This is a genomic window from Streptomyces altiplanensis, assembly GCF_053591575.1.
Map to the genome: position 1 here is coordinate 1 of NZ_JBSFUB010000126.1, position 17,059 is coordinate 17,059.

Here is a 17,059-nt window from a genome sequence, read left to right on the forward strand (position 1 = left end):
ACGGCGGCCATGAAGACGATCTGGAGCACGTTCAGCTCGGTGAACGGCGTGATGACGTCGGTCGGCACGATGCCGGTCAGGAAGTCGATCCAGGAGCCGGAGCCCTCGGGCTTCTGGCCGTCCTTCGGCGTCAGGCCCGTACCGGCCCCCGGGTTGGTGACCAGGCCGATCACGAGGCCGATGGCGACCGCGATCAGCGACGTGATCATGAACCAGAGCAGCGTGCGCGAGGCCAGCCTGGCGGCGTTGTTGACCTTGCGCAGGTTGGTGATCGACACCAGGATCGCGAAGAAGACGAGCGGCGCGACGGCCAGCTTCAGCAGCTGGACGAAGATGCCGCCGACCTGCTCCAGCGTCGTCTTGAGCCAGCTGATGTCCTGGCTGCGCGCGAGCCAGCCGAGCAGGACACCCAGGACCAGACCGGTGATGATCTGGGCCCAGAAGGGAAACTTGTCGGATATTCGGAAGCGGGGCTTCCGGTCCTCGGGCGTGATCGCGGAGTTCGCGGACACGGACACACTCCGTTGCTTACGTATGGGGATACGGGGACGGGGGTGCGGCGGCCGTGAGCTGCACGTGGAACCGGAGCTGTGGGCGTCGCCGCTGCGTGAAGTCGCTTCTGATGTCAGATGTGGCGGCGACAGGCCGCGGACATGCAGCGGCAGAGATCGACATGCAGGCGCGCCACCAGCACGAGCGGAACGCTCATGACAGGGGAGTGCGCGGCTGATGTCTTCATGCCGAACACGTTAACACTTGTACTTTGAGAACATCAAAGCTGTTCTTTGGGTACGCGCGCCCCCGCCCCGGCCCGGAAAACGCCAACACCCCAGCCCCGGACAGGTGTCCGGAACCGGGGTGGTGTGAAGTGTGACGTACCTTACGCGGCCCTTACCGGAGCAGGCCGTCCTCCTGGCTGCGGTTCGACTCCAGCTTGGCCTTCACGTGGTCCACGCGCTCGACGATCCGCTCGGACATCGCGTCGCGCTGCTTGCGCAGCAGCACGAAGCTGAGCGGCGCGGAGACGACGATGGCGAGCATGAGCACCCACAGCAGGTTGGAGTCGCCCAGGCCGGCCGGGAGCACGCCGAAGTGGACCAGGCCCCAGATGACGAAGAAGCAGCCCACGAAGACGCCAAGGCGCATCGCGGTGTAGCGAATCGTTGCGTGCTTGGTGTTCACGGGGGACCTTCTCCTCAACGGCAACCTAAAGGGTCGCTACCAGTCAAGCACAGCGGTGCAGAACTCCTGCCGGGCCCCTGCCCTTCCCGGCCGTTCCCGTCATTCCAGCGGCAGCAGCATGACGATGTCGTCGCGGTCGTCGCCCGGTGCGACCCGGATCGCGCCGGGCACGCGCCCGACCTCCTTGTAGCCGCAGGAGGCGTAGAACCGGTCGGCTCCGGTGCCGCCGCGGCAGGTCAGCCGTATCGCTTCGATCCCCTCGAAGGACCGCGCCTCCTCGGCGACCGCCGCCATCAGGTCGCGGCCGTACCCCTTGCCCTGGTGGCGCGGGTGGACCATCACCGTGTAGAGCCAGATCCAGTGGGTCATCAACCGGTGCGTGTTGTACGTGAGGAACGCGGTGGCGGCGACGGCGCCCTCCTCGTCGTGCCCGACGAGCAGCCGGGTACGGCCCTCGTCGATGGCGGCGAGGTGCTTGACCCACTCGGGCCGGATGTCGTCGGCGGTCACGGGCGGTACGAACCCGACGGCGCCGCCCGCGTTGGAGACGTCCGCCCACAGGGACAGGACGCCGTCGCGCAGGCCGGGGCCGATCCGCGGATCAAGTGTGAAGGTCAGCGGCATGCCCCCGACGATAAACGGCCCGGCCCGGCGCCCGCACGGCCGGCTCCGCGGCCCGGGCGCCCCCGGGCCGCCCCCGCGGCGTCAGACCCGCATCGCCTGCGGCGACTCGCGGCGGTCCGCGTCCGGCCCCGGGTACTCGCGGATGATCTCGTACCGCGTGTTCCGCTCCACCGGGCGGAAGCCCGCGTCCCGGATCAGCTCCAGCAGGTCCTCACGGCCGAGCTTGTTCGGCGTGCCGTAGTTGTCCGCGTCGTGCGTGATCTTGTACTCGACGACCGAGCCGTCCATGTCGTCCGCGCCGTGCTGGAGCGCGAGCTGCGAGGTCTGCACGCCGTGCATGACCCAGAAGACCTTGACGTGCGGGACGTTGTCGAAGAGCAGCCGCGAGACCGCGAAGGTCTTCAGCACGTCGGCGCCGCTCGCCATCGTCGTACGGGCCTGAAGACGGTTGCGGATCTTGCCGTCCTTCATGTCCTCGAAGTCGTGCTGGTAGCGCAGCGGGATGAAGACCTGGAAACCGCCGGTCTCGTCCTGGAGCTCACGCAGCCGCAGCACGTGGTCCACGCGGTGGCGCGGCTCCTCGATGTGCCCGTACAGCATCGTCGCCGGGGTCTTGAGCCCCTTCTGGTGCGCGAGGCGGTGGATGCGCGACCAGTCCTCCCAGTGGGTGCGGTGGTCGACGATGTGCTGGCGGACCTCCCAGTCGAAGATCTCCGCGCCGCCGCCGGTCAGCGACTCCAGGCCGGCCTCGATGAGCTCGTCCAGGATCTCCGAGGCCGACATGCCCGACACGGTCTCGAAGTGGTGGATCTCCGTCGCCGTGAAGGCCTTCAGCGAGACGTTCGGAAGGGCCTTCTTCAGCTCGCTCAGGGAGCGCGGGTAGTAGCGCCACGGGAGGCTGGGGTGGAGGCCGTTGACGATGTGCAGCTCGGTGAGGTTCTCGTTCTCCATCGCCTTGGCGAGCTTGACGGCTTCCTCGATGCGCATCGTGTACGCGTCCTTCTCGCCCGGCTTGCGCTGGAACGAGCAGTACGCGCACGACGCGGTGCACACGTTCGTCATGTTGAGGTGGCGGTTGACGTTGAAGTGGACGACGTCGCCGTTCTTGCGCGTGCGCACCTCGTGGGCGAGACCGCCCAGCCAGGCCAGGTCGTCGGACTCGTAGAGGGCGATGCCGTCCTCGCGGGTCAGCCGCTCACCCGTCCGGACCTTCTGCTCCAGCTCGCGCTTGAGTCCTACATCTTTGATAGATGCAGTCATCTCCGGCCGCCTCCCATTTGTCTACGAATCAGGCTCAGAACACCGTACTCCCCCGCCCCCCGGCCGGAGGGACCCCCCATTGGCGCTCCGCGTCAGCCTTCCTCGGGCAGTCCCCCGACGCGGTTCTCCCACTTGGTGGAGAGCACGATCGTCGTCCGGGTGCGCGAGACGCCCCGCGTGCCGGACAGCCGCCGGATCGTCTTCTCCAGGCCGTCGACGTCCCCCGCGCGGATCTTGAGCATGAACGAGTCGTCGCCCGCGATGAACCAGCAGTCCTCGATCTCCTCGAGGTCGCGCAGCCTGCGCGCCACGTCCTCGTGGTCCGCCGCGTCCGAGAGCGAGATGCCGATCAGCGCGGTGACGCCGAGGCCGAGCGACTTCGCGTCGACCGTCGCGCGGTAACCGGTGATGACACCGGCCGCCTCGAGGCGGTTGATGCGGTCGGTGACGCTGGGCCCCGAGAGCCCGACGAGCCGGCCGAGTTCGGCGTACGAGGCCCTGCCGTTCTCTCTGAGGGCCTGGATGAGCTGCCTGTCCACGGCGTCCATATGCCTGAAGCCTTCCATTGTTCAGCAATACCGCGAGTTTATGTGTGCAATCTAAGGCGTGCAGCGCTCAACGCCCGTTGTCTTTCCGGGAGCCCCCGAGCTCCCCCTCCCAGCGGCGGTACAAGCCGTGCGGCACCCCTGCCGCGTCCAGCACCCGCCCCGCGACGAAGTCCACCAGGTCCTGGATGTGCGTCGCTCCCGCGTAGAACGCCGGGGAGGCGGGCAGCACCACGGCGCCCGCCTCGTCCAGCGCCACCATGTGCTTGAGGGTCTGGCCGCTCAGCGGCGTCTCCCGCACCGCGACCACGAGCGGGCGCCGCTCCTTGAGCGTCACGCTCGCCACCCGTTGCAGCAGGTCCTTCGACAGTCCCAGCGCCACCCCGGCCACGCTCGCCGTCGACGCCGGCACGACGAGCATCCCCTTGGCGGGGTACGAACCCGACGAGGGCCCGGCGGCGAGGTCCCCGGCCGCCCAGTACCGCACGTCGCCCACCTCGGCGGCGAACGTGTCCGGCCTGCCGTCCGCGCCGCGCGCCAGCCACGTGCGCAGGTCCTCCTGCCAGTGGGCGTCCCGGAACGCGATGCCCGTCTCGTCGAGCAGCGTCAGGCGCGAGGCCCGGCTGACCACCAGGTCCACGCTCTCGCCGGCGTCCAGCAGCCCGCGCAGCACGGCGGCGGCGTACGGCGTGCCCGACGCCCCGGAAACCCCTACGACCCATGGCCGGCGCGGCTGCTGACCGCGTGTATGTCCTGACTCCACGTGCCCGACCTTATCCGGGCTCCCCCGGGCGGAACCGAGTCAGGTGCCCGGGACGTTCCACCGGCAGAGCCGCACGTACCGCAGGGGGACGCCATGTCACCGACCGCCGCTGGACAGAGCCGGAACCGGAGCCGGGGACACCGGGCGAAGGCCGCCGCCGCGCTGATGCTCGGCTGGGTCGCGCTGCTGTGGGTCCTGGAGGCGCTGGACACCGCGACGGGCGCGCTGAACACGTACGGGCTGAGCCCGCGCGACGTCGGCGAGCTGCGCGACGTGCTCCCGATGCCGTTCCTGCACCACGGCTTCGACCACCTCGCCTCGAACACCGTCCCGCTGCTGGTCCTCGGCTTCCTCGCCGCCCTGAGCGGCATACGCCGCTTCGCGGGCGTCGTCCTGGTCATCGTGCTCGTCAGCGGCCTGGGGGTCTGGCTCACCGCCCCCGACCACTCCAACACGGCGGGCGCGTCGGGCGTCGTCTTCGGCCTCTTCGGCTACCTGCTGGTCCGGGGCTTCGTCGACCGCAGCGCACTGGACGTCGTGACCGGCCTGGTGGTGGCCGCGGTCTACGGCTCGATCCTGTGGGGCGTCCTCCCGGCCAATGCCGCCGTCAGCTGGCAGGGCCACCTCTTCGGCCTGGCCGGCGGCGTGCTCGCCGCGTTCCTGTTCCGGCGGCGGACCTCCCCCACAAGTCCCGCGCGGCTCACACCGTGAGGCCGCGCACCAGCAGGTCGATCAGCGCGCACCCGAACAGGGCGATCCCGATGAAGCCGTTCGTCGTGAAGAACGCCCGGTTGAGGCGGGACAGGTCGTGCGGCTTGACGATCGTGTGCTCGTAGAAGAAGGCCGCGGTCACTATCACCAGGCCGGCCCAGAAGAACGCCCCCGCGTCGGTGGCCAGCGCGTACCAGACCAGCAGGACGGTCGTCACCGCGTGGCACGCCCGCGCCCCGTACAGCGCGGCCGGGACCCCGAAGCGGGCCGGCACGGACTTCACCCCGTGCGCGCGGTCCGCCTGGACGTCCTGGCTGCCGAAGATCAGGTCGAAGCCGCCGATCCAGATGCCGACCGCGAGGCCGAGGATCACCGCGTCCCAGGACCACTCCCCCGTGATCGCGAGCCAGGCGCCGACGGGGCCCATGGCCTGGGCGAGGCCGAGGATCGCGTGCGGGAAGTGGGTGAAGCGCTTCCCGTACGGATAGACCACCATCGGGACCACCGCGACCGGCGCCAGCGCCAGGCACAGCGGGTTCAGCGCGGCCGCGGCGCCGAGGAAGACCACCACGGCGACGAGCGCGCCGGTCCAGGCCGACCTGACCGAGACCGCGCCGGTGACCAGCTCGCGGTTGGCGGTGCGCGGGTTGCGGGCGTCCAGCTCCCGGTCGATGATCCGGTTGCACGCCATCGCGAACGTACGCAGCCCGACCATGGCGACCGTGACGAGCAGCAGCTTGCCCCAGTGGATGTTCCGGTCCAGCTGGAACATCGCGGTGAGCGCGGCGATGTACGCGAAGGGCAGCGCGAAGACCGAGTGCTCGATCATCACCAGCCGCAGGAACGCCTTGGTCCTGCCGGTCTGCGGAACGGCGGCCGCCGCGCTGGTCACAGCCCGTACTCCTTCCAGCGCCTCGACACCCGTTCGGAGGTCCCGGGGTCGGACTCGACCATGTTCGGCCAGCCCCCGTCCCGGGTGTAGCCCTCCTCGGGCAGCTTCTTCGTCGCGTCGATGCCCGCCTTGCCGCCCCAGAACTGCTGGTACGACGCGTGGTCGAGGTGGTCGACCGGTCCTTCCACCACCGTGAGGTCGCGGGAGTAGTCGACGTTCCCCAGCGCCCGCCAGGCCACCTCGTGGTAGTTGTGCACGTCGCAGTCCTTGTCGACCACGATGATCAGCTTCTCCAGCGAGAGCATGTGCGCGCCCCAGATGGCGTGCATGACCTTCTGCGCGTGCTTCGGGTACTTCTTGTCGATCGCCACGATGACGCAGTTGTGGAAGCCGCCCGCCTCCGGCAGGTGGTAGTCCACGATGTCCGGGACGATGATCTTGAGCAGCGGCAGGAAGAAGCTCTCCGTGGCCCGCCCCAGCGGCCCGTCCTCCGTGGGCGGCCGCCCCACCACGATCGACTGGAGCAGCGGACGCCGCCGCATCGTGATCGTGTCGATCGTCAGCGCCGGGAAGTCCTCCTGCGGCGTGTAGAACCCGGTGTGATCGCCGAAGGGCCCCTCCGGCAGCATCCTCCCGGGCTCCAGCCACCCCTCCAGCACGACCTCCGCCTGGGCCGGGACCTGGAGCGGGACCGTCTTGCAGTCGACCATCTCGATGCGCTTGCCCGACAGGAAGCCCGCGAAGAGGTACTCGTCGATGTCGCCCGGCAGCGGAGCTGTCGAGGCGTACGTCACGGCCGGCGGCGCACCGAAGGCGATCGCGACCGGCAGCCGCTCGCCCCGCCGGGCCGCCACCTGGTAGTGGTTCCGGCTGTCCTTGTGGATCTGCCAGTGCATCCCGATCGTGCGCTTGTCGTGGCGCTGGAGCCGGTACAGCCCCAGGTTCCTGATGCCCGACTCCGGGTCCTTGGTGTGCGTGAGGCCCAGGTTGAAGAAGGACCCGCCGTCCTCGGGCCAGGTGAACAGGGCGGGCAGCCTGTCGAGGTCCACGTCCTCGCCCGTGAGCACGACCTCCTGGACCGGCGCCGCGTCCGACTTGACCTTCTTCGGCGGCACGTGCGCCATCGACCCGAGCTTGCCGAACGCCTCCCGCACCCCCACGAAACCCTGCGGGAGCTCGGGCTTCAGCAGCCCGCCGATCTTGTCCCGGATGTCGTCGTACGACTTCAGGCCGAGCGCCTTGAGCAGCCGGCGGTCGGTCCCGAAGACGTTCATCGCCAGGGGCATCGACGAGCCCTTGACGTTCTCGAAGAGAAGCGCCGGACCACCCGCCTTGTTCACCCGGTCGACGATCTCCCCGACCTCCAGGTACGGATCGACTTCGGCCTTGATGCGCTTGAGGTCGCCCTCGCGCTCCAGCGCCCGGAGCAGGGAGCGAAGATCGTCGTAAGCCATGCGGTCCAGTATCCGGTACGCACTACGCTTGGCCCGTCACCGGGGCTGCCCACGGCGCCCTGCGGTCCGCGCTCTGGGAGCTTGCCCTCATGCTCAGGTATCTGCCGTTCCTTCTGGTGCTGGCGCTGTGGATCTACGCCTTCATCGACTGCCTGAACACTCCCGAGGAAGAGGTCCGCCACCTTCCCAAGGTGGTCTGGGTGATCATCGTGCTGCTCTTCGGCGAGGTGCTGATCGGCCCCGTCGCCTGGCTCGCGGCCGGCAAGGTCCGCAAGGGGGCTCGCGACGGCTCCGGCGGCGCGCCCTCCGAACGGCGCCGCGGGAACAAGCAGCGATGGGTCGCCCCCGACGACAACCCCGACTTCCTGAAGTCCCTCAAGGACGAGACCGCCTCTTCCGGAACGGGCGGCGAGGACGAGTCGGTGATGAAGGACCGGGAAGCGGACCTGCGCCGCCGCGAGGAGGAGCTCAAGCGGCGCGAGGAAGGCCCCGGGGACTCCACGCCGCCGAAGTCCTGACCCCGCCTCGCACACCACGGCAGCGGCCCCGGCGCCCCGCGGAGGACGGCCACCGCACCGCCCCGCACCGGCTACCCGGCGTACAGCTCGCGGTAGCGGTCCGGGTCCCACTCCGACCAGTCCCGCGGGCGGCCGTCGAGTGCGGCCAGGAGGTACGCGAAGTGCTGGTGCCAGCCCGCGAGGCGGCTCGGCCGATCGGCGGCGCCGGCCGGCGCCACCTCGTCGGTGAAGCGCAGCACCGTGCCGATGGCGCCCGCCCAGGCCGGCTCCAGGTGGAAGCGGACCCGCCCGTGCGCGGCGACGGTGTACTCGGCGACGTGCTCCGGGTCCCAGGCGGTGACCGTGCCGTGCTCGACGGCGTCGTCGCCGGTGTTCAGCCACCGCAGCGTGACCGCGCCGCCCAGGCGCGGCTCCAGCCGCTCGACGGCGGCGAGCCACTCCCGCAGGCCCTCCGGGGTCGCGACGGCGGGCCAGACCCGGTGCGCGGGCTGCGGGAGGTCCAGCGTGAACCTCAGTACGACCCCGGGGTCCCGGGGTTCGCTGGTGCCATGAGGGATCTCGTCCGTCATGGCACCAGCCTCTCCCCTCGGCCGGGCTCGTGCGAGCCGGGCCCGGGAGCGGGTCAGACGCCCGCGTACGAGTGCTTGCCGCTGAGGAAGATGTTCACGCCGTAGTAGTTCCACAGCCAGCAGCCGAACGCGAAGAGCGCCAGGTAGGCGGCCTTGCGGCCCTTCCAGCCCGCCGTCGCGCGCGCGTGCAGGTAGCAGGCGTACGCGACCCACGTGATGAAGGACCAGACCTCCTTGGGGTCCCAGCCCCAGTAGCGGCCCCACGCGTCGCCCGCCCAGATCGCGCCCGCGATGATCGTGAACGTCCACAGCGGGAAGACGGCGGCGTTCACGCGGTAGGAGAACTTGTCGAGCGAGGCGGCGGACGGGAGGCGCTCCAGGACGGACGAGGCGAAGGCGCCCGGCTTGCCGCCGCCCGCGAGCTTCGCCTCGTACCCGTCACGGAAGAGGTAGAGCAGCGTGCCGACCGCGCCGAGGTAGAACACCGCGCCGCAGAAGATCGCGGTGGAGACGTGGATCCACAGCCAGTACGAGTCCAGTGCGGGCACCAGCTGGTCGCTGTCGGTGTAGAGCCACGTCGTGGCGATGCCCAGGTCCAGCAGGACCGTGGTGACCAGCGGCAGACCGGCCCAGCGGACGTTCTTCTTCGCGGCCAGGATCGCCAGGTACACGCCGACGACCACGGTGGAGAAGGTGATCGAGAACTCGTACATGTTGCCCCACGGCGCGCGCTGCACCGACAGGGCGCGGGCCACCACGCCGCCCGCCTCGACGAGGAAGGCGAGGACGGTCAGCGAGATGGCGACACGTCCGTAGAGGTCGCCCTTCTCGGTGCCGCCCGCCGCTCCCGGGCCGTCCGGCACGTCACGGGTGCCCGCCGCGGACCGGGTGACGATCTTCGGCTTGTCGAGGACGGCCGTGGAGCCGCCGGAGCGCACGGTCACCGCGGGGGCCGCCGCTCCGTCGGCGGTCAGCGCGGCGGCCGTGCGGCCGACCTTGCTGCGGCTGCCGAAGACCCACTCGGCGATGTGGGCGAAGAAGGCCAGCGTGTAGACGGCCATCGACGAATAGATCAGCACATTGCTGATGTGGGCGAGGTTCTCGTTGGTTGCGGCCGCGAGATTCACGCGCGGACTCCTTCGACGGGTTCAGCGGGATCAGGTGCGGTCGGCGCCTGTGAATTGAGCGTTGCGGCCAGATCGGCCAGTTCCTCGGGAAGCTTCGAGGACTCGCTGCGGCCGAGTCCGGCCATCTCGACGACGGTGACGCCGTCCTTGCCCCGTACGGCCCGGACCCAGACGCGGCGGCGCTGGATGAACAGCGATCCGGCGAGCCCCGCGATCGCGGCGACGGCTCCCACCAGTGCGGGTACGTTGCCGGGCTGCTGCGAGATCTGGAAGGTCGCCCACTCCTTGACGTCCTTCTCGAACGTGATGGATCCGGCGCCGTCCGGCAGCTTCATGGTCTCGCCGGGCAGCAGCCGCTGCTTGAGGTCGGCGCCCCGGTCGTCCTTGAACGCCTTCATCTTGCGCTTGTCGAGCTGGTAGACGTTCTGCGGCAGGCCCGCGTCCACGCCGAGGCTGCCGTGGAAGGCGTTGAGCGCGAGGACGGGGAAGTCGAGGCCCGGGTACTGGGAGAGCATCGTGCCCTTGCCGGCGCCCGCGAACGTCGGCACGAAGAACGCCTGGAAGCCCAGCTGCTCCTTCTTGCCGTCCTTGTCGCGGTAGCCGTCCATCACCTTGATCGCGCCGGACGAGGTGACGTTGGAGTCCATGGGCAGCAGCGGCACCGCGCCCTTGAAGACCTCCCGGCCCTTGCCGTCCCTGACGGTGACGACCGGGGCGTACCCGTGGCCGATCAGGTAGACCTTCGAGCCGTCGACCTCCAGCGGCCGGTTCACCTCGATCCTGGTCTTCTTCTCGGCGCCGTCCGCCCCCTCCGCGTACGTCACATGGGCCTCGTACGTACGGGGCGTGCCGCGCTGGGGGCCGGTGCGCTCGTACGTCCCGACGAACTTGTCGAGCGTGAAGCTGAACGGCGCCAGGTCGTGGTCCCGGTCGAAGAGCGACCCGGACTTGAAGTCGTCGTACTGCGTGAGGGTGTTCGCGAAACCGCCGCCCTCGACGATCAGCTTGCCGCCCTCGGACTTGAAGAGCTGCCCGGTGGCGAAGGACACCAGCATCACGATGAGCGCGATGTGGAAGATCAGGTTCCCGGCCTCGCGCAGGTACCCCTTCTCGGCGGCGACCGCGTCCCCGACGGCGTGGGACCGGAAGCGGCGTTGCCGGAGCATCGCCAGCGCGGCCTCCCGGACCTGCTCGGGGTCCGTCTCCGTACGCCAGGTGGTGTACGCCGGAAGCCGCGTCAGGCGGCCGGGCGCGCCCGGCGGGCGGCTGCGGAGCTGGCCCACGAACTGCCAGGTGCGGGGCACGATGCAGCCGATGAGCGAGACGAACAGAAGGATGTAGATCGCGGAGAACCACACCGAGCTGTAGACGTTGAAGAGCCCGAGGTCGTCGTAGACCGGCGCGAGCGTCTCGTGCGCCGCCCTGAACTCCTCGACCTTCGTCTCGTCGACACCGGTCTGCGGGACCAGCGACCCGGGGATCGCGCCCAGCGACAGCAGGAACAGCAGGATCAGCGCGACGCGCATCGACGTCAGCTGCCGCCAGAACCAGCGCACCCAGCCCGTCGTCTCACGCCAGGCCCAGGCGATCCGGCCGGCCGCGCCGGGCTGCATCACGCCGCCGAAGGAACCGGGGACCGTCCGCTCCCGGGGGGCGGTGGAGAGCTGGGCACCGGCTTCGCCGAACTCCTGCTCCTCGTGTTCGGCGGCCGCGGCCGTCTCGTCGGTCGTCTCGGTCTTGCTCATGGATCAGATCCCCACCGTGAAGCTTTGGGTCCAGCCCTGCATGTCCTGAATGATGCCGTTCCAGATCCCGGTGACGAGCAGGATGCCGGTCGCGATCATCATCAGTCCGCCGATGCGCATCACCCAGGCGTAGTGCTTCTTGACCCAGGCGAACGCACCGAGCGCCCGCCGGAACGCCATCGCGGCGAGCACGAAGGGCACACCGAGGCCGAGGCAGTACGCGACGGTCAGTACGGCCCCGCGCCCCGCGCTCCCGTCGCTGAGGGCGAGCGTCTGGACCGCGCCGAGCGTCGGGCCGGTGCACGGCGCCCAGCCGATGCCGAAGAGGGCACCGAGTACGGGCGCTCCCGCGAGTCCGGCCGCCGGCCGCTTGTGGAAACGGAACTCGCGCTGGGTGATCCAGGGCAGCAGCCCCATGAAGAAGACGCCCAGGAGGATCATCAGCCCGCCGAGCACCATGGAGAGCGTCTCCTGGTACTCCTGGAGCGTCGAGCCGAAGTAGCCGAAGAGCGCACCGGTCGAGACGAAGACGGCACTGAAGCCGAGCACGAAGAGCGACGCGCCCGCGACCATACGGCCGCGCTTGGCCTCGGCCAGGTCGGTGCCGCTGATTCCGGTGACGTACGACAGATAGCCGGGTACGAGCGGCAGCACGCACGGCGAGAAGAAGGAGACGAGACCGGCGGCGACGGCGATCGGCAGCGCGAGTATCAGGGCACCGCTCAGAACCGTCGTGTTCGGGTCGGTGACCGCGGCGGCGAGAACGCTCACGTGGTCACTTCTCCGCGATCAGCGGGTCGATCATCTGGTGCAGCTTCTTCTCGTTGAGGGCCATCAGCGAGCGGGCCGCGATCCTGCCCTCACGGTCGATCACGATCGTCGACGGAATGGCCTGGGGATTCAGGCTGCCCTTGGGAAAGCGGAGAACCAGCTTGCCGATCGGGTCGTAGAAGCTGGGATAGGTGATGCCCCACTGCTTTTCGAACTCGATCGCGGGGCCCTTGGAGTCGTCACGGGTGTTGATCCCGACGAACTCGACTCCCTTGTCCTTGGTCTCCTCGGAGACTTTCGCGAAATTCGGCGCCTCGGCCCGGCAGGGCGAGCACCACGAACCCCAGACGTTCAGGACGACGACCTTGCCCTTGAAATCGTCGATGTCGAGCTTCTCGCCTTCGAGCGTCTCGCCGTCGAGCTTCGGGGCGTCCTGCCGCTCGCCCTTCGCGACGGTGGAGATGCCCCCGCTGCCGGTCACGAACTTCGCGCCGCTCGACCCCGACGACGCGGCGCCGTCGCCTCCGCACGCGGAGAGGGTGAGTGCGCCCGCGACCGCGACGGCGGCCGCCGACGCTGCGTGGCGGGTGCGGTTCGAGCGGCGGCGGGAGGCGCGGCTAAGGCTCATGTGAAAAGTTTCGCATGAGCGTTCCAGGGATCTTCCGCGCCCCCCGCGGTGCCCGTAAAGCCCCTTGTCAAGAGCGTTTAAGGAAAGACTTCCAGCCGCCCGCCGGGGACTGGCCGACCTGGAGGGAGCGCAGTTTGCCGAGCACCTTCGGGTCCTGCACGTCGAGCCAGTCGCAGAACTGCCGGAAGGAGACCAGGCGCACGTCCTTCCTGCCCGCCATGCCCTTGAGCGCTTCCTCGACGGCGTCCATGTAGATGCCGCCGTTCCACTGCTCGAAGTGGTTGCCTATGTAGAACGGGGCGCGATTGCTCTCGTACGCCCGCCGGAAACCGGAGAGATACGCCTCGGTGGCCTGCTTCTTCCAGCCCGGGTAGCGGGACGGCACGCCCTGGGTCGAATTCTTCGACTGGTTGGCGAGGATGTTGTAGTCCATCGAGAGCACCTCGAAGGAATGGCCCGGGAACGGCATCGCCTGGAGCGGCAGGTCCCACAGGCCGCCCCGCTTGACGGGCCACATCTGGTGGCCGCCGGGCGAGCTGGCGTCGTAGCGCCAGCCGAGCTTCTTCGCCGTCGGGAGGAGGTTGTCCTGGCCGAGGAGGCAGGGGGTGCGGCCGCCGACGAGTTCCTTCTCGTAGTCGAAGGGCAGCGGGTCGAGGTCGGTCCAGCCGCTGTTGGTCTTCCACTCGGTGACGAAGGACTTGGCCTGGGCGGTCTCGTTCTCCCACTGGGCGGGCGTCCAGTTGCCGACGGTGCCCGAGCCCGCGCAGAAGTGCCCGTTGAAGTGCGTGCCTATCTCATGGCCTTCGAGCCAGGCCTGGCGGACGTACTTCAGCGTGTCCTTGATGTGCCCGTCGGTGAGGTAGCCGATGTCGGAGGCGCCGACGGGGTTGTTCGGCGGCTTGTAGAGGCTCTTCTTCGACTCGGGGAGCAGGTAGAGCCCGGAGAGGAAGAAGGTCATCGCCGCGTCGTGGTCCCTGGCGAGCTTGAGGAAGCGCGGGAACAGGCCGTTGCCGACCTCGCCCGCCCCGTCCCAGGAGAAGATCACGAACTGGGGCGGCGTCTCACCGGGCTGGAGCGGTACGGGCTTGTCCGGCTGGTTCGGCTGCTTGCCGGTGTCGGCCGTCGAGCCGTCGCCTATCAGGCGTACGTCGCCGCCCGTCCTGGTCGGGGACGGGGTGCCACCGCCGTCGCCCCCCTTGCCCTTGGCCGGGCCGGGGTTCCCCGGATCCGACGCCTCGGAAGCGCCGCAGCCGGCCAGGCCGGCCGCGGCCGCCGCTCCGAGTCCCAGTCCCAGCAGACCCCTTCGACTCATGTCCCGCATACCCGTGTCCCCATCCGCACTCGTCATCCCCGCAGGCGCCCGTCGGCTCTTACGACGGACGCCGGGTTAGAGGTGCTGATGAAGACGTCGGTTCCGACGAACCGACATATTTTTCCCAGGAGTGACCCGAAAGTGACCGGGAAGTGATTGGTATTACGCGCCGAATGCCTTCGTTTTACCCTTCACGGGCTTGGCGCCGGCCAGCAGGTGTGGGGGCACGAGATCGCGGGCCGGCTCGCTGTAGCCGACGGACACGATCTTGTCGCCCTGGAACGTGAAGGTGGTGAGCGAGGCGAGCGTGCACTGCCGCCTGCGTGGGTCGTGCCACAGCCGCCGCCGCTCGACGAAGCTCCGTACGATCCAGATCGGCAGCTGATGGCTGACGGCGACCGCCTCGTGCCCGCGGGCCGCGTCGCGCGCGGCGTTCAGGGCGCCCATCATCCGTACGACCTGCTCGATGTACGGCTCGCCCCAGGACGGCTGGAACGGGTTCGTCAGGTGCCGCCAGTTCCCGGGCCTGCGCAGCGCGCCGTCCCCGACCCCGAAGGTCTTGCCCTCGAAGACGTTGGCCGCCTCGATCAGCCGCTCGTCGGTGGCCAGGTCGAGCCCGTGCGACTTGGCGACCGGCGCCGCGGTCTCCTGGGCGCGCTCCAGCGGCGAGGCGACGACGTGCGTGATGTCGCGCCCCGCGAGGTGCTCGGCGACCCGGTCGGCCATCTGCCGGCCGAGGTCGGAGAGGTGGTATCCGGACCGGCGCCCGTACAGCACCCCGTCCGGATTGTGCACTTCACCGTGGCGCACCAAGTGGACGACGGTGGTCTCGCTCATGCCGTGGCCTCCGCTGCGGCGCGGGCGGCGGCGGGCAGCGCGGCGGCGATGCGCTCGACGGCCCGCGCGTCGTGTGCGGTGGAGACGAACCAGGACTCGAAGGCGGACGGCGGCAGGTAGACGCCGTCGGCGAGCATCGAGTGGAAGAAGGCGTTGAAGCGGAAGGCTTCCTGCTTCCGCGCGTCGTCGTAGTTGCGCACCTCGTCGGCCGTGAAGAACACGGAGAACATGTTGCTGGCGCTCTGGATGCGGTGCGCGACACCTTCCTTGGCGAGCGCCAGGGTGACCAGCTCCTGGATCTCCCTCGACACCGCGTCGACCACGGCGTACGCCCCGTCGTCGAGCAGCCGCAGCTGCGCGAGGCCGGCGGCGGTCGCGACCGGGTTCCCGGAGAGGGTGCCCGCCTGGTAGACGGGGCCGGCCGGCGCGAGGTGCGCCATGACGTCCTTGCGGCCGCCGAAGGCAGCGGCCGGGAAGCCGCCGCCCATGACCTTGCCGAAGGTCATGAGGTCGGGGGCGACGCCGTCGACGCCGTACCAGCCGGCCTTCGACGTACGGAAGCCGGTCATGACCTCGTCGGAGATGTAGAGCGCGCCGTCGGCCCGGCACAGGTCCTTGAGCCCGGCGTTGAATCCGTCGGCCGGCGGGACGACGCCCATGTTGCCGGGCGATGCCTCGGTGATGACGCAGGCGATCTCGCCGGGGTGCGCGGCGAAGGCGGCCCGTACGGCGTCCAGGTCGTTGTACGGCAGGACGATCGTGTCGCCGGCCTGCGCGCCCGTCACGCCGGGCGTGTCCGGCAGCGCGAAGGTCGCGAGGCCGGATCCGGCGGCGGCGAGGAGCGCGTCCACGTGGCCGTGGTAGCAGCCGGCGAACTTCACGACCTTGGCCCGGCCGGTGAAGCCGCGGGCGAGGCGGATGGCCGACATGGTCGCCTCGGTGCCGCTGGAGACGAGCCGCACCTGCTCGACGGGCGCAACCCTGGCGACGATCTCCTCGGCCAGTGCGACCTCGCCCTCGCCGGGCGTACCGAAGGAGGTGCCGCGGGCGACGGCCTCCTGGACCGCGGCGACGACCTGCGGGTGGGAGTGGCCGAGGATCATCGGCCCCCACGAGCACACGAGGTCGACGTACTCACGGCCGTCGGCGTCGGTGAGGTACGGACCGGTACCGGACACCATGAACCGGGGCGTACCGCCCACGGCACGAAATGCGCGGACCGGAGAGTTCACGCCGCCGGGCGTCACAAGGGACGCGCGGTCGAAAAGCGTCTGCGAAACTGGGGCGTCATAGGGGAAGCTCACACAAGCCATGGTGTCAGAGGCTCCGGCGGTCTTGCGGTCAGGTGTTTCACCGCACGGTCGCTGGGGAGGTCACTGACACGATGATCGGGTTGCGCGGCCATGGCCGCGAGTGGTCGGGTGGAGATATGCATCGCGGTGGCGGAGTGGGCGAGGGGACCGACGACCTGGGTCCCGACGGGTCCCAGCGCGGCCGGCACCGGCGTGAGCGGGGACGCGGGGCGCGGGCGGACAGGCGCGAGGCGAACGTGAACGCGGACACGGGAAACAGGAGTGGCCGGGTGGGGGTGACCTACAAGTACTTCGGCGCTCCGAACGGAGCCACTGCGGCCCGCGTGCCCATCTCGATGCGTCCGGAGGAGCTGGGCGGCGACGAGCTCGGCATGGGCGGCATGTTCACGAAGATCAAGCCGGAGACGGTGGCCGCGATGGTCCTGACCGGCATCGAGGGCATACCCCTGCACAAGGTCCCGCCGCTGGAACTGGTCGTGCTCCACCCCGACTACGCGGTGGTCAAGCTCCCCATGACGGTCGTCGACCCGCTGCGCGGCGTCGGCGAGGAGTCGGTGGGCGCGGCGGCCTTCATCTGGTCCACGGTCCCGGACCGCGGGGGCCCGCGCGACGCGTTCAACGTCTACCAGCTGCTGCACGAGTGGCAGGACTTCAGCCACCGCCTGCACGAGGCGGGGCACCAGGCGTACTGCCTGGTCTGGCCCTGAGCCGGGGGAAGGGGCTGCCGTGGCGGTCCCGCATCAAGTAATTGATGAGGCCCTTGGAACGCTCGGGATCCTTGCTGAGCTCCTCCAGGGACTGCTCGCCG

19 protein-coding genes and 1 pseudogene are annotated in these 17,059 nt (G+C 69.7%); 3 read left to right on the forward strand and 17 right to left on the reverse strand.

Annotation, left to right across the window (positions count from 1 at the left end; translation table 11 throughout):
- The 6 genes from ACWD0Y_RS32620 to ACWD0Y_RS32645 all read right to left on the reverse strand — a co-directional run.
- The coding region (locus ACWD0Y_RS32620; protein WP_450263898.1) for a dicarboxylate/amino acid:cation symporter at positions 1-512 on the reverse strand (512 nt) is incomplete at its 3' end.
- Positions 513-891: 379 nt separating this feature from the next.
- Positions 892-1,146: a DUF4229 domain-containing protein gene (locus ACWD0Y_RS32625; RefSeq protein ID WP_093803384.1), complete on the reverse strand. Its 255-nt coding sequence runs from the start codon at positions 1,144-1,146 to the stop codon at positions 892-894.
- Between the two features lie 135 nt (positions 1,147-1,281).
- The gene (locus tag ACWD0Y_RS32630) at positions 1,282-1,806 is read right to left on the reverse strand and encodes an N-acetyltransferase family protein (protein WP_450263899.1); all 525 of its coding nucleotides are present in this window, start codon (positions 1,804-1,806) and stop codon (positions 1,282-1,284) included.
- A gap of 81 nt (positions 1,807-1,887) precedes the next feature.
- Positions 1,888-3,066: an aminofutalosine synthase MqnE gene (gene mqnE / locus ACWD0Y_RS32635; protein ID WP_450263900.1), complete on the reverse strand. Its 1,179-nt coding sequence runs from the start codon at positions 3,064-3,066 to the stop codon at positions 1,888-1,890.
- Positions 3,067-3,158: 92 nt separating this feature from the next.
- The gene (locus ACWD0Y_RS32640) at positions 3,159-3,614 is read right to left on the reverse strand and encodes an Lrp/AsnC family transcriptional regulator (RefSeq protein ID WP_093799641.1); all 456 of its coding nucleotides are present in this window, start codon (positions 3,612-3,614) and stop codon (positions 3,159-3,161) included.
- A 67-nt stretch (positions 3,615-3,681) separates the two neighbouring features.
- The gene (locus ACWD0Y_RS32645; protein ID WP_093799642.1) at positions 3,682-4,374 is read right to left on the reverse strand and encodes a UbiX family flavin prenyltransferase; all 693 of its coding nucleotides are present in this window, start codon (positions 4,372-4,374) and stop codon (positions 3,682-3,684) included.
- Between the two features lie 93 nt (positions 4,375-4,467).
- On the opposite strand from ACWD0Y_RS32645, the gene ACWD0Y_RS32650 reads away from it, so the two are divergent.
- Positions 4,468-5,085, forward strand: coding sequence for a rhomboid family intramembrane serine protease (locus ACWD0Y_RS32650; protein ID WP_450263901.1), 618 nt, complete (start codon positions 4,468-4,470; stop codon positions 5,083-5,085).
- Here the strand turns inward: ACWD0Y_RS32650 and mqnP are convergent.
- Both mqnP and ACWD0Y_RS32660 read right to left on the reverse strand, forming a co-directional pair.
- Positions 5,075-5,977, reverse strand: a complete 903-nt coding sequence (mqnP, locus tag ACWD0Y_RS32655; RefSeq protein ID WP_450263902.1) for a menaquinone biosynthesis prenyltransferase MqnP — start codon at positions 5,975-5,977, stop codon at positions 5,075-5,077. The genes ACWD0Y_RS32650 and mqnP overlap by 11 nt on opposite strands.
- Entirely contained in the window at positions 5,974-7,431 is a 1,458-nt protein-coding gene (locus ACWD0Y_RS32660; protein ID WP_093799645.1) for a menaquinone biosynthesis decarboxylase, read from the reverse strand. The genes mqnP and ACWD0Y_RS32660 overlap by 4 nt, the downstream gene beginning before the upstream one ends.
- Before the next feature lie 89 nt (positions 7,432-7,520).
- Here ACWD0Y_RS32660 and ACWD0Y_RS32665 point away from each other — a divergent pair, with 89 nt between their 5' ends.
- Entirely contained in the window at positions 7,521-7,949 is a 429-nt protein-coding gene (locus ACWD0Y_RS32665; protein WP_450263903.1) for a PLD nuclease N-terminal domain-containing protein, read from the forward strand.
- Positions 7,950-8,020: 71 nt separating this feature from the next.
- Here the strand turns inward: ACWD0Y_RS32665 and ACWD0Y_RS32670 are convergent, their stop codons facing one another.
- The 8 genes from ACWD0Y_RS32670 to hemL form a co-directional block, all read right to left on the reverse strand.
- Complete coding sequence (locus tag ACWD0Y_RS32670) at positions 8,021-8,518, reverse strand: SRPBCC domain-containing protein (protein ID WP_450263904.1); 498 nt, start codon at positions 8,516-8,518, stop codon at positions 8,021-8,023.
- A gap of 53 nt (positions 8,519-8,571) precedes the next feature.
- Entirely contained in the window at positions 8,572-9,645 is a 1,074-nt protein-coding gene (ccsB, locus tag ACWD0Y_RS32675) for a c-type cytochrome biogenesis protein CcsB (protein ID WP_450263905.1), read from the reverse strand.
- On the reverse strand, positions 9,642-11,390 hold the full coding sequence (gene resB, locus ACWD0Y_RS32680) for a cytochrome c biogenesis protein ResB (RefSeq protein ID WP_450263906.1): 1,749 nt from the start codon (positions 11,388-11,390) through the stop codon (positions 9,642-9,644). The genes ccsB and resB overlap by 4 nt, the downstream gene beginning before the upstream one ends.
- Positions 11,391-11,393: 3 nt before the next feature.
- A complete protein-coding gene (locus ACWD0Y_RS32685; protein ID WP_450263907.1) occupies positions 11,394-12,161 on the reverse strand; it encodes a cytochrome c biogenesis CcdA family protein in 768 nt (255 codons plus the stop codon).
- A 4-nt stretch (positions 12,162-12,165) separates the two neighbouring features.
- Complete coding sequence (locus ACWD0Y_RS32690; RefSeq protein WP_450263908.1) at positions 12,166-12,789, reverse strand: TlpA family protein disulfide reductase; 624 nt, start codon at positions 12,787-12,789, stop codon at positions 12,166-12,168.
- A 67-nt stretch (positions 12,790-12,856) separates the two neighbouring features.
- On the reverse strand, positions 12,857-14,110 hold the full coding sequence (locus ACWD0Y_RS32695; protein WP_450263909.1) for a hypothetical protein: 1,254 nt from the start codon (positions 14,108-14,110) through the stop codon (positions 12,857-12,859).
- A 153-nt stretch (positions 14,111-14,263) separates the two neighbouring features.
- On the reverse strand, positions 14,264-14,938 hold the full coding sequence (locus tag ACWD0Y_RS32700) for a histidine phosphatase family protein (RefSeq protein ID WP_450263910.1): 675 nt from the start codon (positions 14,936-14,938) through the stop codon (positions 14,264-14,266).
- Complete coding sequence (gene hemL / locus ACWD0Y_RS32705) at positions 14,935-16,251, reverse strand: glutamate-1-semialdehyde 2,1-aminomutase (RefSeq protein ID WP_450263911.1); 1,317 nt, start codon at positions 16,249-16,251, stop codon at positions 14,935-14,937. Before hemL ends, ACWD0Y_RS32700 begins: the two co-directional genes overlap by 4 nt.
- A 116-nt stretch (positions 16,252-16,367) precedes the next feature.
- Between hemL and ACWD0Y_RS32710 the strand changes: the two genes are divergently transcribed.
- Positions 16,368-16,958, forward strand: coding sequence for a hypothetical protein (locus ACWD0Y_RS32710; protein ID WP_093799655.1), 591 nt, complete (start codon positions 16,368-16,370; stop codon positions 16,956-16,958).
- Between the two features lie 7 nt (positions 16,959-16,965).
- On the opposite strand, the pseudogene ACWD0Y_RS32715 reads toward ACWD0Y_RS32710, so the two are convergent.
- Positions 16,966-17,059 (reverse strand): annotated as a pseudogene (locus tag ACWD0Y_RS32715) (FAD-dependent thymidylate synthase); the annotation flags it as partial.